Source organism: Actinoallomurus sp. NPDC050550 (genome assembly GCF_040655075.1).
GTDB lineage: Bacteria > Actinomycetota > Actinomycetes > Streptosporangiales > Streptosporangiaceae > Actinoallomurus.
Genome location: NZ_JBFAJC010000003.1, coordinates 215,642 through 229,619 on the forward strand (window position 1 = coordinate 215,642; position 13,978 = coordinate 229,619).

General features: G+C 69.4%; 14 protein-coding genes. 11 read left to right on the forward strand and 3 right to left on the reverse strand.

Annotated elements, in window-relative coordinates:
* Positions 1-29: 29 nt before the first annotated feature.
* Together AB0I04_RS05485 and AB0I04_RS05490 are read right to left on the reverse strand one after the other, a co-directional pair.
* A complete protein-coding gene (locus tag AB0I04_RS05485) occupies positions 30-659 on the reverse strand; it encodes an exonuclease (RefSeq protein ID WP_360879435.1) in 630 nt (209 codons plus the stop codon).
* Positions 660-718: 59 nt separating this feature from the next.
* A complete protein-coding gene (locus AB0I04_RS05490) occupies positions 719-1,639 on the reverse strand; it encodes a PD-(D/E)XK nuclease family protein (protein WP_360879438.1) in 921 nt (306 codons plus the stop codon).
* Positions 1,640-1,792: 153 nt separating this feature from the next.
* Between AB0I04_RS05490 and AB0I04_RS05495 the strand changes: the two genes are divergently transcribed.
* The 5 genes from AB0I04_RS05495 (at position 1,793) to AB0I04_RS05515 (ending at position 8,319) form a co-directional block, all read left to right on the forward strand.
* Positions 1,793-2,923 carry a site-2 protease family protein gene (locus AB0I04_RS05495; RefSeq protein ID WP_360879441.1) on the forward strand — a complete coding sequence of 377 codons (1,131 nt, stop codon included), beginning with the start codon at positions 1,793-1,795 and terminating at the stop codon, positions 2,921-2,923.
* A 9-nt stretch (positions 2,924-2,932) separates the two neighbouring features.
* Positions 2,933-3,904 carry a tRNA (adenine-N1)-methyltransferase gene (locus tag AB0I04_RS05500; RefSeq protein ID WP_360879444.1) on the forward strand — a complete coding sequence of 324 codons (972 nt, stop codon included), beginning with the start codon at positions 2,933-2,935 and terminating at the stop codon, positions 3,902-3,904.
* 238 nt (positions 3,905-4,142) lie between these two features.
* The gene (gene arc / locus AB0I04_RS05505; RefSeq protein WP_360879448.1) at positions 4,143-5,915 is read left to right on the forward strand and encodes a proteasome ATPase; all 1,773 of its coding nucleotides are present in this window, start codon (positions 4,143-4,145) and stop codon (positions 5,913-5,915) included.
* Positions 5,916-6,360: 445 nt separating this feature from the next.
* Positions 6,361-7,875, forward strand: coding sequence for a depupylase/deamidase Dop (gene dop, locus AB0I04_RS05510; protein ID WP_360879451.1), 1,515 nt, complete (start codon positions 6,361-6,363; stop codon positions 7,873-7,875).
* A 234-nt stretch (positions 7,876-8,109) separates the two neighbouring features.
* On the forward strand, positions 8,110-8,319 hold the full coding sequence (locus AB0I04_RS05515) for a ubiquitin-like protein Pup (RefSeq protein ID WP_360879454.1): 210 nt from the start codon (positions 8,110-8,112) through the stop codon (positions 8,317-8,319).
* Positions 8,320-8,466: 147 nt separating this feature from the next.
* On the opposite strand, the gene AB0I04_RS05520 is transcribed toward AB0I04_RS05515, so the two are convergent.
* Entirely contained in the window at positions 8,467-8,718 is a 252-nt protein-coding gene (locus tag AB0I04_RS05520) for a hypothetical protein (protein ID WP_360880016.1), read from the reverse strand.
* Between AB0I04_RS05520 and AB0I04_RS05525 the strand changes: the two genes are divergently transcribed.
* From AB0I04_RS05525 to AB0I04_RS05550, 6 genes are all read left to right on the forward strand, one after another.
* Positions 8,638-9,057: an endonuclease VII domain-containing protein gene (locus AB0I04_RS05525; protein WP_360879986.1), complete on the forward strand. Its 420-nt coding sequence runs from the start codon at positions 8,638-8,640 to the stop codon at positions 9,055-9,057. The genes AB0I04_RS05520 and AB0I04_RS05525 overlap by 81 nt on opposite strands.
* A complete protein-coding gene (locus AB0I04_RS05530; RefSeq protein ID WP_360880019.1) occupies positions 9,003-9,140 on the forward strand; it encodes a hypothetical protein in 138 nt (45 codons plus the stop codon). The genes AB0I04_RS05525 and AB0I04_RS05530 overlap by 55 nt, the downstream gene beginning before the upstream one ends.
* 168 nt (positions 9,141-9,308) lie before the next feature.
* Positions 9,309-10,112, forward strand: a complete 804-nt coding sequence (gene prcB / locus AB0I04_RS05535) for a proteasome subunit beta (RefSeq protein ID WP_360879989.1) — start codon at positions 9,309-9,311, stop codon at positions 10,110-10,112.
* Positions 10,113-10,161: 49 nt separating this feature from the next.
* Entirely contained in the window at positions 10,162-10,902 is a 741-nt protein-coding gene (prcA, locus tag AB0I04_RS05540) for a proteasome subunit alpha (protein WP_360879992.1), read from the forward strand.
* A gap of 254 nt (positions 10,903-11,156) precedes the next feature.
* Positions 11,157-12,515 (forward strand): Pup--protein ligase, encoded by a 1,359-nt coding sequence (gene pafA / locus AB0I04_RS05545; RefSeq protein WP_360879457.1) that lies wholly within the window; start codon positions 11,157-11,159, stop codon positions 12,513-12,515.
* 85 nt (positions 12,516-12,600) lie between these two features.
* Positions 12,601-13,962 (forward strand): FKBP-type peptidyl-prolyl cis-trans isomerase, encoded by a 1,362-nt coding sequence (locus tag AB0I04_RS05550; RefSeq protein WP_360879460.1) that lies wholly within the window; start codon positions 12,601-12,603, stop codon positions 13,960-13,962.
* The last annotated feature ends 16 nt before the right edge of the window (positions 13,963-13,978 follow it).

The window sequence follows — 13,978 nt, forward strand, 5'->3', positions numbered from 1 at the left end:
CGGATCCCGTCTCCTCCTGCGGGATGAGGTCACCCGTCCCCCGGGGCGTTCCAGACCATCAGGTTCTGCAACAGCTCGGCCTGCTCCATCGCGTCGTCGAGCGCGTTGTGCGTGTGCGGCCGCCGGGACAGCAGGTGACGCGGCATCCTCCCCTTGACCGACCGGGTCACCGTCTCCCCGGACCTGGCGGCGTACAGCGTCTTGAGGTCCAGGAAACGCGAGTGCCCGAACGGCGACCCCGTTTCGGCGAATCTCACGAAGTACCAGTAGAGGAACATCCAGTCGAAGCCGAGCGGATAGGCCACGAACACCGGCTTGCCGCCCTCCGCCGCCGCGACCGCCCGCACCCAGCTCGCCGCCGCCGACATCGCCGCCGCCGGATCACGGCCCTCCCGCAGCAGGCGATCGCGGTCCAGCCCGCTGACGGCCAGCGCATCCGCGTCGTACTCGTCACTGATCGGACGCAGCTCGGCGTAGAACGTCGTCGCCTCCGGATCCCGGCGCGCGAACGTCCTGCCGTCGTACGTCGCCGCGACCACAAGCCCGAAGCTGATCATCGAGTACGGGCCGGGGATCGGACCGTCGGCCTCGACATCGGCGGAGATGTACACGTCGGGAGCAGGCCGGCTGAGCGATCGGAGTGTCTGGTTCCTGCTCATACCAGCCGATCATGCCGGTCACCGGGCGCCCGGGCACCCGATTTTCCGGCCACCGGCCGTCACACGTCGTCGCGTGGATCTCGCGGGGACACCTCGTCCCGCAGCGCCGCCGCCCCCGCGGGCGCGGCCGGCAGCGGCGGCGGCTCACCCCCGAACGAGGGGCAGCGCTGCTGATGGTCGCACCAGTCGCACAGCCGGCTCTTGCGCGGCCGCCACTCACCGGAATCCATCGCCCGGCGGATCGCCTGCCACAGCGCGTCGACCTTCCGCTCGGTCGCCCGCAGGTCGGCCTCGTCCGGGGAGTAGCGCAGGACCTCGCCGTTGCCGAGATACATCAGCTGCAGCAGCCGCGGCACCGTGCCGCGCAGCCGCCACAGCACCAGCGCGTAGAACTTCATCTGGAACAGCGCCCGCGCCTCGAAGTCCGCGCTCGGCGCCCGGCCCGTCTTGTAGTCGACGACCCGCACCTCGCCGGTCGGAGCGACGTCGAGCCGGTCGATGTAGCCCCGCAGCTGCAGCCCCGAATCCAGGACCGTCTCCACGTACAGCTCACGGCTCGCCGGCTCCAGCCGCCGCGGATCCTCCAGCGCGAAGTAGCGCTCGACCATCGTCCGCGCCTCCGCCAGCCACTCGGCGCGGGCCGCCTCGTCGTCCGCGCCGCCCTCACCGCCCTCGCCGTCGAAGAGCGTCGCCAGCTCCGGCTCCTCGGCCAGCAGCCGATCCCACTCCGGCCCCAGCAGCTCCAGCGCCGCCGCCGGCGTCCGCCCCGCCGCCGGGATGTCGTACAGCCGCTCCAGCACCGCGTGCACGAGCGTGCCGCGCACGGCCGCCGGACTCGGCCGCTCCGGGATCCGGTCGATCACCCGGAAGCGGTACAGCAACGGGCACGTCATGAAATCACCCGCCCGCGACGGGGACAACGTGCCGATCACGCTGGCGTCGCCGCCCGAACGGGCCGCGTCGGTCTCGATCGCCGTCATGCCCGCAACCCTAGGGGAGACCTGCGACAGAATCGGGCCGGAACCGCGCCTCACGACCGTAGGGCGTGTCTGACAAATCCGCCGTCCGGCAGCGCGGATTTGTCAGACACGGCCTTAGGCCGCCTTGACGACCCGCCGCGTACCATTCCGAACGTGGCAGACAGCACCCCCCGCGACGGCGAACGCCCCACCCGCCCGGGAATCCTCATGGGTCGGCCGTTCGGCATTCCGGTGTACGTCTCGCCGACCTGGTTCATCGTCGCGATCATCATCACGGTGATGTTCGAGCCCACCGCGCTGCGCATCGTCAACCGGCCGGAGAGCTTCCTCGTCGCCTTCACCTACGCCGTGCTGCTGTACGCGTCCGTGCTCGTCCACGAGCTCAGCCACTCCGTCGTCGCCCGGAGATTCGGCCTCCCCGTGCGCGCCATCACGCTCCACATCCTCGGCGGCGTCTCCGAGATCGAACGCGAGCCCCGCACCCCCGGCCGTGAGTTCGCCGTCGCGGCCGCCGGCCCGATCCTGTCCCTCGCCCTGGCCGCCGGCGGCTTCGCCGCCCTCCACCTCGCCACGCTGCCCCCGGTCGGCGAACTGCTTCTCGAGGCGCTCACCGTCGCCAACCTCATCGTCGGCGTCTTCAACCTCCTGCCCGGGCTGCCCCTCGACGGAGGCCGCATCGTCCGCGCCGGCGTGTGGAAGATCACCGGACGGCAGCGCACCGCCACCGTCACGGCCGGCTGGATCGGCCGTGGCGTCGCCATCGCCGTCCTCGCCGCCAGCGCCGGCATGTCCGTCACCGGCGGCAACCACTGGCTCACCGTGCTGTGGGGCGCCCTCGTCGCCTCCTTCATCTGGATGGGCGCCGGCGAGGCCATCCGCGTCGCCGAGCTGCGCGAGCGCATCCCCCTCCTCAACGCCCGCGCCCTCGCCCGCCGCGCCGTCCGCGTCCCCCAGGACCTGCCCCTCGCCGAGGCCATCCGCCGTGCCCGCGAGGCCCGCGCCGGCGCCATCGTCGTCGTCGAACCGGACGGCGCCCCGATCGGCATCGTCAGCGAGAGCGCCGTCAACGCCACACCCGAACACCGCCGCCCCTGGGTCGACGCCGCCGCCGTCACCCGCACACTCGACCCCGATCTCATCCTGCCCGCCGACATCGCCGGCGAGGACCTCCTCGCCGCCGTCCAGCGCGCCCCCGCCACCGAATATCTCCTCGTCGAACCCACCGGGGAGATGTACGGCGTGCTCGCCACCGAGGACGTCAGCCGTACGGTCGCGAGGCCGTAGCCTTAGAACATGACCGAACCCTCCATCGCCGGCTCCCGCATGCCCAAGGTCCCGCACGGACCGTTCCGTCCCGGCGACCGGGTTCAGCTCACCGACCCCAAGGGCCGCATCAACACCATCACCCTCCAGACCGGCAAGCTCTACCACAGCCACAAGGGCTCCATCCCGCACGACGAGATCATCGGCAGCCCCGAAGGCACCGTCTTCCGCTCCTCCGGTGGCACCGAGTACCTCGCCTTCCGCCCCCTCCTCTCGGACCACACTCTGCGCATGCCGCGCGGCGCCGCCGTCGTCTACCCCAAGGACGCCGCCCAGATCCTCGCCGCCGCCGACATCTTCCCCGGCGCCCGCGTCGTCGAGGCCGGCGTCGGCTCCGGCGCCCTCACCTGCTGGCTCCTGCGCGCCGTCGGCGAGCACGGCCACGTCTCCTCCTACGAGCGCCGCGCCGACTTCGCCGGCATCGCCCGCGCCAACGTCGAGGGCTACTTCGGCGGCCCGCACCCCGCCTGGAGCCTCACCGTCGGCTCCCTCGAGGACGTCCTCGCCGACACCGACGTCGACCGCGTCGTCCTCGACATGCTCGCCCCCTGGGAATGCCTCGACGCCGTCGCCAAGGCGCTCGTCCCCGGCGGCATGGTCTGCGCCTACGTCGCCACCACCACCCAGCTCTCCCGCGTCGTCGAGGCCCTCCGCGAGCACGGCACCTTCGCCGAGCCGTACGCCTTCGAGACCCTCGTCCGCTCCTGGCACGTCGAAGGCCTCGCCGTACGCCCCGACCACCGCATGGTCGGCCACACCGGATTCCTCGCCACCGCGCGGCGCCTCGCCGACGGCGTCCGCCCCCCGGCGCGCCGCCGGCGCCCCGCCAAGGGCGCCTACGCCGACGCCGAGACGACGCCCCGCGACGCCGAGACGACGCCCCGCGAAGCCGAGACGACGCCCCGGGTACCCGCCGCCGAACCCGATCTGTCCGGAGAGTGACGAGAATCTCTCCACCCCGAACGGCCCTGTCCGAACGCGAGGACTTGCGCGGTTCGGCCCCCGAAGCGATCTTTTTGTCCTAGACCGGGGGCTTCCACCGCAGGTCCTTCACCTCACAGACCTGCCACTTCATCCAGAACATGGTTCCCACGCCACGACACGAGTACCCATGGGCCAGGTTACGGAGGCGCTCGGGATAGGTAGGGTTTCAGGTAGGTCGTCGTCTCTGCCTGAGGAGGTGACGAGCGTGGCCGCTCGTGACGATGCCGGGGCGCGTAAGGCGCAGCACGAAAAGGAGGTCCGCGACCTCCAGACGCAGGTCTCCTTCCTGGAGGAGGAGATCTCCGTGCTGCGCCGCAAGCTCGCGGAGTCCCCCCGACAAGTTCGTGTACTCGAAGAGCGCCTTCACGAGGCGCAGGCAAGCCTGGCCGCGGTAACGGGCCAGAACGAACGTCTCGTGGCGACTCTCAAGGAAGCCCGAGAGCAGATCATCGCCCTGAAGGAGGAGGTCGACCGGCTCGCGCAGCCACCGTCGGCCTTCGGAACGTTCCTCGCCGCGCGCGAGGACGGCACGGTCGACATCTTCACCGGCGGACGCAAGCTGCGGGTGAACGTCAGTCCGGGCATTGAGATCGACGAGTTGCAGCGTGGCCAGGAGGTCATGCTCAACGAGGCGCTCAATGTCGTCGCCGCGCTCGAGTTCGAGACGCAGGGCGAGGTCGTCATGCTGAAGGAGGCCTTCGAAGACGGCGAACGCGCCCTTGTGATCGCCCACGCCGACGAAGAACGTATCGTCAAGCTGGCCGAGCCCCTGCGCGGAGTGTCCCTGCGCGCCGGCGACTCGCTCATGCTCGACACCCGATCCGGATACGCCTACGAGAAGATCCACAAGGCGGAGGTCGAGGAGCTCGTCCTCGAAGAGGTCCCCGACATCTCCTACCAGGAGATCGGCGGGCTCGGACCGCAGATCGAGCAGATCCGCGACGCCGTCGAGCTGCCCTACCTCCACGCCGACCTGTTCCGCGAGCACCAGCTCCGCCCCCCGAAGGGAGTCCTGCTGTACGGCCCGCCCGGCTGCGGCAAGACCCTCATCGCCAAGGCGGTCGCCAACTCCCTCGCCAAGCAGGTCGCCGAGAAGACCGGAGCCGAGGGGAAGAGCTTCTTCCTCAACATCAAGGGCCCCGAGCTGCTCAACAAGTACGTCGGCGAGACCGAGCGGCACATCCGCCTCGTCTTCCAGCGGGCCCGCGAGAAGGCCTCTGCGGGTACCCCCGTGATCGTGTTCTTCGACGAGATGGACTCCATCTTCCGCACCCGCGGATCAGGTGTCTCATCCGACGTCGAGAACACCATCGTCCCCCAGCTGCTGTCGGAGATCGACGGCGTCGAGGGCCTGGAGAACGTCATCGTCATCGGTGCCTCCAACCGGGAGGACATGATCGACCCGGCGATCCTCCGTCCCGGCCGACTCGACGTGAAGATCAAGATCGAGCGTCCCGACGCCGAAGCGGCCAAGGACATCTTCTCCAAGTACATCCTCACCGGCCTGCCGCTCCACCCCGACGACCTGAAGGAGCACGGCAACTCGGCGGACGCCACCGTCGACGCGATGATCCAGCGGGTCGTCGAGCGGATGTACAGCGAGACCGAGGAGAACCGCTTCCTGGAGGTCACCTACGCCAACGGTGACAAGGAGGTCCTGTACTTCAAGGACTTCAACTCCGGCGCGATGATCCAGAACATCGTCGACCGGGCCAAGAAGATGGCCATCAAGGACTTCCTCGACCACGGTCAGAAGGGCATGCGGGTCACCCACCTTCTCGCCGCCTGCGTCGACGAGTTCAGCGAGAACGAGGACCTGCCCAACACCACCAACCCCGACGACTGGGCCCGCATCTCCGGGAAGAAGGGCGAGCGGATCGTGTACATCCGCACCCTCGTCTCCGGAAAGCAGGGCACGGAGGCCGGGCGTTCGATCGACACCGTCGCGAACACCGGGCAGTACCTCTGACCCAGCACCACCCCGTGGCGGCCGGAACACCCGTTCCGGCCGCCACGCGGCATTTCCAGCACCCGTACGGCCCCGGACAGCGCCGTGCCCGGCTTCCCCGACGCGCGCCGCACCCGGAAGCCCTGTGCCCGGCACACGTACGCGCCGCAGCCCACAGCCCGTGCCCCGGCCACATCCGGACCGTGGCGCATCCGGCAGCGCCGCACTGTGTCCTGCCGGGGAGCGCCGCACCCCACCGCGTCAGACACGCCCACGGCCCCGTACGCGGCCGCGACGGCGGCTTCGGACTTCCTTCATCCTCCCCATCCTCCCGGTCCGCCGGCCGTCCCAGCGGGCCTGTGATGACCGCTTGCGGGCATCCCCGACCTGCCCTCACGACGCGTTTCGCATCACGATCCCGCCGCGCCGCGCTGGACCGCGGCCATCGCGCACTAGGCTCAGACGTATGAGCGTGCGGCGGGTGATGGGTATCGAGACCGAGTACGGCATTTCCGTGCCCGGTCAGCCAGGGGCCAACGCGATGGTGACCTCCTCACAGGTCGTCAACGCGTACCTCGCGGCATCGGCGGCGAAGGCCAGGCGGGCGCGGTGGGACTTCGAGGAGGAGAACCCTCTCCGCGACGCCCGCGGCTTCGACCTGGCGCGGGAGGTCGCCGACCCCTCCCAGCTCACCGACGAGGACCTCGGGCTGGCCAACGTCATCCTGACCAACGGCGCCCGCCTCTACGTCGACCACGCCCACCCGGAGTACTCCACGCCCGAGTGCACCAACCCCCGGGACGCCGTGATCTGGGACAAGGCCGGAGAGCGCGTCATGGCCGACGCCGCCGCCCGGGCCGCCCGGGTGCCGGGCACCCACCCCATCCAGCTCTACAAGAACAACACCGACAACAAGGGCGCCTCCTACGGCTGCCACGAGAACTACCTCATGCGCCGGGAGACCCCGTTCTCCGACATCGTCCGGCACCTCACGCCGTTCTTCGTCACCCGGCAGGTGGTCTGCGGCGCCGGCCGGGTCGGCATCGGCGTGGACGGCCGTGGCGACGGCTTCCAGATCAGCCAGCGGGCCGACTTCTTCGAGGTCGAGGTCGGCCTCGAGACCACCCTCAAGCGTCCCATCATCAACACCCGTGACGAGCCGCACGCCGACCCGGAGAAGTACCGCCGGCTGCACGTCATCATCGGCGACGCGAACATGAGCGAGGTCTCCACCTACCTCAAGCTCGGCACGACGGGCCTGGTCCTCGCCATGATCGAGGACGGCTTCCTCACCGTCGACCTGTCGGTGGACATGCCGGTCGCCACCCTGCGGGCGATCTCCCACGACCCGAGCTGCAAGCACCTGCTCACGCTGCGCGACGGCCGCAAGATGACCGCCGTCCAGTTGCAGATGGAGTACCTCGAGCAGTCCCGCAAGTACGTCGAGGACCGCTTCGGCAGCGACGTCGACGACCTGACCACCGACATCCTCGCCCGCTGGGAGTCGGTCCTGCAGCGGCTCGGTGAGGACCCGATGCAGCTGTCCCGCGAGCTCGACTGGGTCGCCAAGCTCGAGCTCCTCGAGGGCTACCGCAGCCGCGACGGGCTCGACTGGTCCCACCCGCGCCTGCAGCTCGTAGACCTGCAGTACTCCGACGTCCGCGCCGAGCGCGGCCTGTACAACCGTCTCGCCGCCCGCGGGCGCATGGAGCGCATCATCACGGACGCCGACATCGAGGCGGCGATCGAGAACCCGCCGGAGGACACCCGCGCCTACTTCCGGGGCCGGTGCCTGCGGCAGTACGCCGACTCCGTCGCGGCGGCGTCCTGGGACTCGGTCATCTTCGACGTGCCCGGCCGGGAGTCTCTGCAGCGGGTCCCGACGCTCGAGCCGCTGCGCGGCACCAAGGCGCACGTCGGGTCGCTCCTGGACCGCTGCCGCACCGCCGCCGACCTCGTGACCGCCCTCACCGGCGAATGACCCGCACGCCCGCCCGTACGCCCTCCTAGGACGCGTACGGGCGGTCGTATGAGCGGGTGGCGGCTGTGATCGCTGCACAGTTGTGACGGCTATGCCCGTTTCGCGGAGATCGCCACCGGCGATAACGGCGTCAGAAGACCAACCGTCGATCGGCGTGGCACACGGTGCGTGATCCACTCCATGTCGGCGGGCGACGATAGAGTCAAGGTCTCGGCACGAACGGGAGGATCACTCATGGCAACGAGGGACACGGGCGGTCAGAAGCAGACGACCCGGCGCGAGGAAGAGGTCGACGAGACCCAGGCCGCGCCCAGCGAGGACGTCCAGGAACGCCAGGAGAAACTGACCGACGACGTCGACGCAATTCTGGACGAAATCGACGAAGTTCTCGAAGAGAACGCAGAGGAATTTGTCCGTAGTTACGTACAAAAGGGCGGCCAGTGAGGATATGTCCGATTTAATCCCTCCGAACAAAAGGTGCAAAGACTGCGGAGAGGTTAAACCGGCGTCAGAGTTCTGGCGCCGGAAGCAGTCGCCTGACGGCCTCGCTCTGTACTGCAAAGAGTGCTTCGGCTTGCGAAACGCCGCCGGTTATAGAAAGAAAAGGACGATGCCACGGTCATGCGCCGAGCCGTGGATTATCTTGAGGGTCGGCTGGGGGAGCCGTACCAGCCGAAACGGGCATTGCGCCGCTCGCGAGGCGAACGGAAGAGTCGTCGCCATTACCGGCTCACCGAGAAGTACGGGATCGGAGCGGATGAGGTGGAGCTGCTGGTCGAGCGGCAGGGGGGCCTGTGCCCGATCTGCCAGGTGGCGGCCGCCGAGCACGTCGATCACGATCATTTCACGGGCGACGTGCGGGGGATTCTGTGCGCCGGTTGTAATACGGGGATGGGGCAGCTTCGCGACGACCCGTGGGTGGTGCGGAGGGCCATCGAGTACTTGACGGGTGGGTTGTTTGGGCTCCTGCTGGACGATGACGGCTGTTATGAGGTAGCCGTCGTACGCACGCGACGGTCTGAAGGCGCCGTCGAGCCCGGCGGGAGCTGGGGCGGGCCTGCACAGACGATCTGGCGCTTCTGCATGCCACGGCCGAGGGGGATTCTGAGGACCCGTGGGAGACGGACATGGTGGTCGCGGATGCGGAGCCGACCGCGTTGCGGTTTCCCCTGCTGGATCTGAGCGATCCGGGGTTCCTCGATCTCGAGGCGTTGCCGCGGGAGCCGCTGGGGGCGCCGGAGTATGTCTTGACGGCCGCTGACTGACGCGGTCGGGTTCGCCCTGGGCGGACGGGGGCAGGGATCACGCGGAATGCGCCTGACGTCGCAGTGACAGTAGGGTCTGAGTTGCGGAGGCGCATCGCATCCGTTGCCTTTGGAAGGAGTCGTGTGACGTCGCAAGGTTCCGCGCCGGGGCGTCTGCCGGGCGCGTTCATGAGCCAGGGCCCCCCGTCGTTCACCGAGTTCCTGTCGTCGTACTCGCCGGGGATGCTGCCGGGTTCGCGCGAGCTTCCGGCGGGGGTGTCGGCCGGGGACCAGATCCCGCACGGCACGACGATCGTCGCGATCACGTTCCCGGGCGGTGTGGTGATGGCGGGCGACCGGCGGGCGACCGCGGGGAATGTGATCGCTCAACGGGACATCGAGAAGGTCTACCGCGCCGACGAGTACTCCGCCGTCGCGATCGCGGGCACCGCGGGCATCGGCCTCGAGGTGGTGCGCCTGTTCCAGGTGGAGCTGGAGCACTACGAGAAGATGGAGGGCCGTACGCTCTCGCTGGAGGGCAAGGCCAACCGGCTGGCCACGATGGTCCGGGGCAACCTCGGCATGGCCCTGCAGGGGCTGGTGGTCGTGCCGTTGTTCGCCGGCTACGACGAGGACCGGGACAAGGGCCGGATCTTCAGTTACGACCCGGCCGGCGGGCGCTATGAGGAGCACGAGTTCTACAGCATCGGCTCGGGGTCGGTGTTCGCCAAGGGCGCGCTGAAGAAGCTGTTCCGGGGGGACCTGGAGGAGGAGGACGCGGTGATCGCCTCCCTTCAGGCGCTGTACGACGCGGCGGACGACGATTCGGCCACCGGCGGCCCGGATCTGGCGCGCCGCATCTTCCCGGTGGTCGCCGTGGTCACCTCCGACGGGTACCGGCGGGTGCCGGACGAAGAGGTCGGTGGTCTGGCGGAGCGGGTCGTCGAGGCGCGGATGCAATCGCCCGGCGGGCCGTCGGCTCCGCTGCTGTAACGTCCGCGATCGAGTACTGAACGAGTAGTAAGGAACGCCACCGGTGTCCATGCCGTTCTACGTGTCGCCCGAACAGCAGATGAAGGACAAGGCCGACTACGCGCGTAAGGGCATCGCGCGCGGCCGTAGCGTCGTCGTGCTGCAGTACGACGACGGCATCCTGTTCGTGGCCGACAATCCGTCCCGTGCGCTGCACAAGATCAGTGAGATCTACGACCGGATGGCGTTCGCCGCGGTCGGCAAGTACAACGAGTTCGAGAACCTCCGTCAGGCCGGTGTGCGCTATGCCGACGTCAACGGGTACATGTACGACCGCCGTGACGTGACCGCGCGGGGCCTGGCGAACGCGTACGCGACGACGCTGGGCACGGTGTTCACCGAGATGAACAAGCCGTACGAGGTCGAGTTGGTCGTCGCGGAGCTGGGTGAGGACGCGGCCTCGGACCAGATCTACCGGCTGACCTTCGACGGGTCGGTCGCCGATGAGCATGGTTACGTCGCGATGGGCGGGCAGGCCGACCAGGTCGCGGCGGCGCTGCAGGAGCACTTCGAGGAGGGGCTCACGCTGGCGCGGGCGCTTCGGCTGGGGGTGCGGGCGCTGGAGCGGCAGGACGCCGACCGGCACTTGCAGGCGGAGCAGCTCGAGGTCGCGGTGTTGGACCGGAATCGGACGCATCGGCTGTTCCGGCGGTTGCCGGCGGCGCGGATCCGGGCGCTGCTGGAGGAGGCGGAGTCCGCCGAGCCGCAGGATGAGTCGGGTTCTGAGGCGGGGGACACCGCCGCGGAGTGACGTGATGCCGCCCGTCGTGCCCTCCGGGGCGCGGCGGGCGCTCTCTTTTTATTGATCTACAACGTAAAGGCCGTGGCCTGCAGTGCTCGTTATTGTGCCTGGTCACAGGTCTGTAGGGGTGCTCCGGTCCGCCGTGGGGCGGCCCTGTCGAGCCCGCCGAGCGCCGGCCGCCGGGTGGGTTCCGCCGCAACCGTCACGTCATCCGCGTCGCGATCTCTACCGTCGGCGGCCTTCGGACGCATAGCCTTGCGGATGTGGATAGGCGCATCTTCGGGTTGGAGAACGAGTACGGCGTAACGTGCACCTTCCGAGGGCAGCGGCGGTTGTCACCCGACGAGGTGGCGCGGTACCTGTTCCGCAGGGTTGTGTCGTGGGGCCGTAGCAGCAACGTGTTCCTGCGCAACGGGGCACGGCTGTACCTCGATGTCGGCAGTCATCCTGAGTACGCGACGCCCGAGTGTGACAGCGTCGACGAGCTCGTCGTACACGACAAGGCGGGGGAGCGGATCCTGGAGGGTCTGCTCGTCGACGCCGAGCGGCGTCTCCGCGAGGAGGGCATCGCGGGTGACATCTACCTGTTCAAGAACAACACCGATTCGGCCGGCAACTCTTATGGCTGCCACGAGAACTACCTGGTCGGGCGGCACGGCGAGTTCGGCCGCCTGGCCGACGTGCTGATCCCGTTCCTCGTCACCCGCCAGATCATCTGCGGCGCCGGCAAGGTGCTGCAGACTCCCCGGGGCGCGGTGTACTGCGTGAGCCAGCGCGCCGAGCACATCTGGGAGGGCGTGTCGTCGGCGACGACGCGGTCGCGGCCGATCATCAACACCCGGGACGAGCCGCACGCGGACGCCGAGCGGTTCCGCCGGCTGCATGTCATCGTCGGCGACTCGAACATGAGCGAGACGACGATGCTGCTCAAGGTCGGCGCGACGGACCTGGTGCTGCGCATGGTCGAGGCCGGGGTCGTGATGCGCGACCTGACGCTGGAGAACCCCATCCGGGCGATCCGGGAGGTCAGCCACGACATGACCGGCCGGCGGAAGGTGCGCCTGGCCAACGGCCGGGAGGCCAGTTCGCTGGAGATCCAGAAGGAGTACCTGGACAAGGCGCGGGAGTTCATCGACCGGCGCGGCGCGGATCCGGTGGTGCTGCGGGTGCTCGAGCTGTGGGAGCGGACCGTGCGCGCGGTCGAGACGGGTGATCTGGACCTGGTCGCCCGCGAGATCGACTGGGTGACGAAGTTCCAGCTCATCGAGCGGTATCGGCGCAAGTACGACCTGCCGCTGAGCTCACCGCGGGTGGCGCAGCTCGACCTCGCGTACCACGACGTGCACCGCGGCCGCGGCCTGTACTACCTGCTGGAGCGCAAGGGCGCCGTCGAGCGGGTGGCCCGGGACCTGGACATCTTCCAGGCCAAGTCGGTGCCGCCGCAGACGACTCGGGCGCGGCTGCGCGGGGAGTTCATCCGCAAGGCGCAGGAGAAGCGGCGGGACTTCACGGTCGACTGGGTGCACCTGAAGCTGAACGATCAGGCACAGCGGACGGTGCTGTGCAAGGACCCATTCCGGTCGGTCGATGACCGCGTCGACAAGCTGATCGCGGGAATGTAGCGGCGATCTCACGCTACCTTTAGATACCCGCTGACAGGGTGGGGGCCTTGTCGCGATAGTCGTCGACCCGCGAACGGTGGAGAAGATGTCTGAAGTCAAAGGCCGCGCGCAGACGCGTACGGACGAGCCGCAGGACGCCGAGGAGGCGGACGCCTCGGCGGCGGACGCGCCGGCGGGCGGCGAGCCCGGAGCCGCCGAGCGGCCCGAGACTGAGGAAGCGCGCGCGGAGGCCGAGGAGCCGCAGGACACCGTGGGCGAGTCCGAGGAGGCCGCTGAGGACGCCGAGGCGGCCGCCTCCGGCTCCGAGGCCGCCGACGCGACCGACACCGACACCGGCTCGGGCGAGGACGACACGGACGACGAGCCGAAGAGCCGGTTCGCGCATCCGGACCCGATCAAGCTGAAGATCCGGGCGGCCCAGGAGATCACCCAGACCGATTTCACGCCGCACGCGCTGGGCGCCAAGGGCCGTGGCGCGCCGCGCTCGGGCACCCGCGCGCAGGCGAAGCGGCGCAGGATCCTTTACGTGACGGCCGCCGTGGTGCTCGTCGGGCTGGCGACCTCCGCGGCGGTCTGGTACGAGACCCGCCCGGCGCCGTCGGTCAAGGTGACGGGGGCGTTCGGCAAGGCGCTCTCGCTGAAGGCACCCGGGGACAAGGCGCCCGTCAAGAGGCAGGTCAAGGAGGTCGTCCAGGGCTCGGGTGCGGCCGTGGCCAACGGTGACCTGGTGGTCGCCCAGCTGGTCGCCTACAAGTGGGCGGCCAAGGGCGGCGGCAAGGAACAGCTGAACACTTACAGCAAGAAGCAGCCGATCATCGGCCAGTCGGGCCAGCTGACCGGGCTCTCCCCGCTCGACAAGGCGCTGGTCGGCCGCAAGGCGGGCACGCGGCTGGTGATGACCCTCCCGTACGGGGAGGTGGGTGAGCAGATCGCCCAGTCGCTGCAGCTCGCCAAGGGTGACGACCTGGTCGTGGCGGTCGACGTGCTCAACGCCTACGGCAAGACCGCGTCGGCGCAGGGCACGCCGCAGAAGGTCGACGATCCGAAGCTGCCGACGGTGACCGCCGGAGCGGCCGGCGCGGCGCCGGCGGTCAAGATCCCGTCCACGGACGCGCCCGACAAGCTCCAGGTCAAGACCTTGATCCAGGGCAGCGGCCCGGTGGTGCAGAAGGGCCAGACGCTGATCGCGCAGTACCACGGCGTGCTGTGGCGCAACGGGCAGGTCTTCGACTCGTCCTGGAAGCGCGGCGCGCCGGCGTCGTTCCCGATCGGCGTCAAGCAGGTCATCCCGGGCTGGGACACCGGTCTGGTCGGCCAGAAGGCCGGCAGCCGGGTCCTGCTCGTGGTGCCTCCGAACGACGGGTACGGCAAGCAGGGCTCCCCGCAGGGTGGCATCAAGGGCACCGACACGCTGGTGTTCGTCGTCGACGTCCTCGGCTCGTACTGATCGCCCGGTGTCCGGA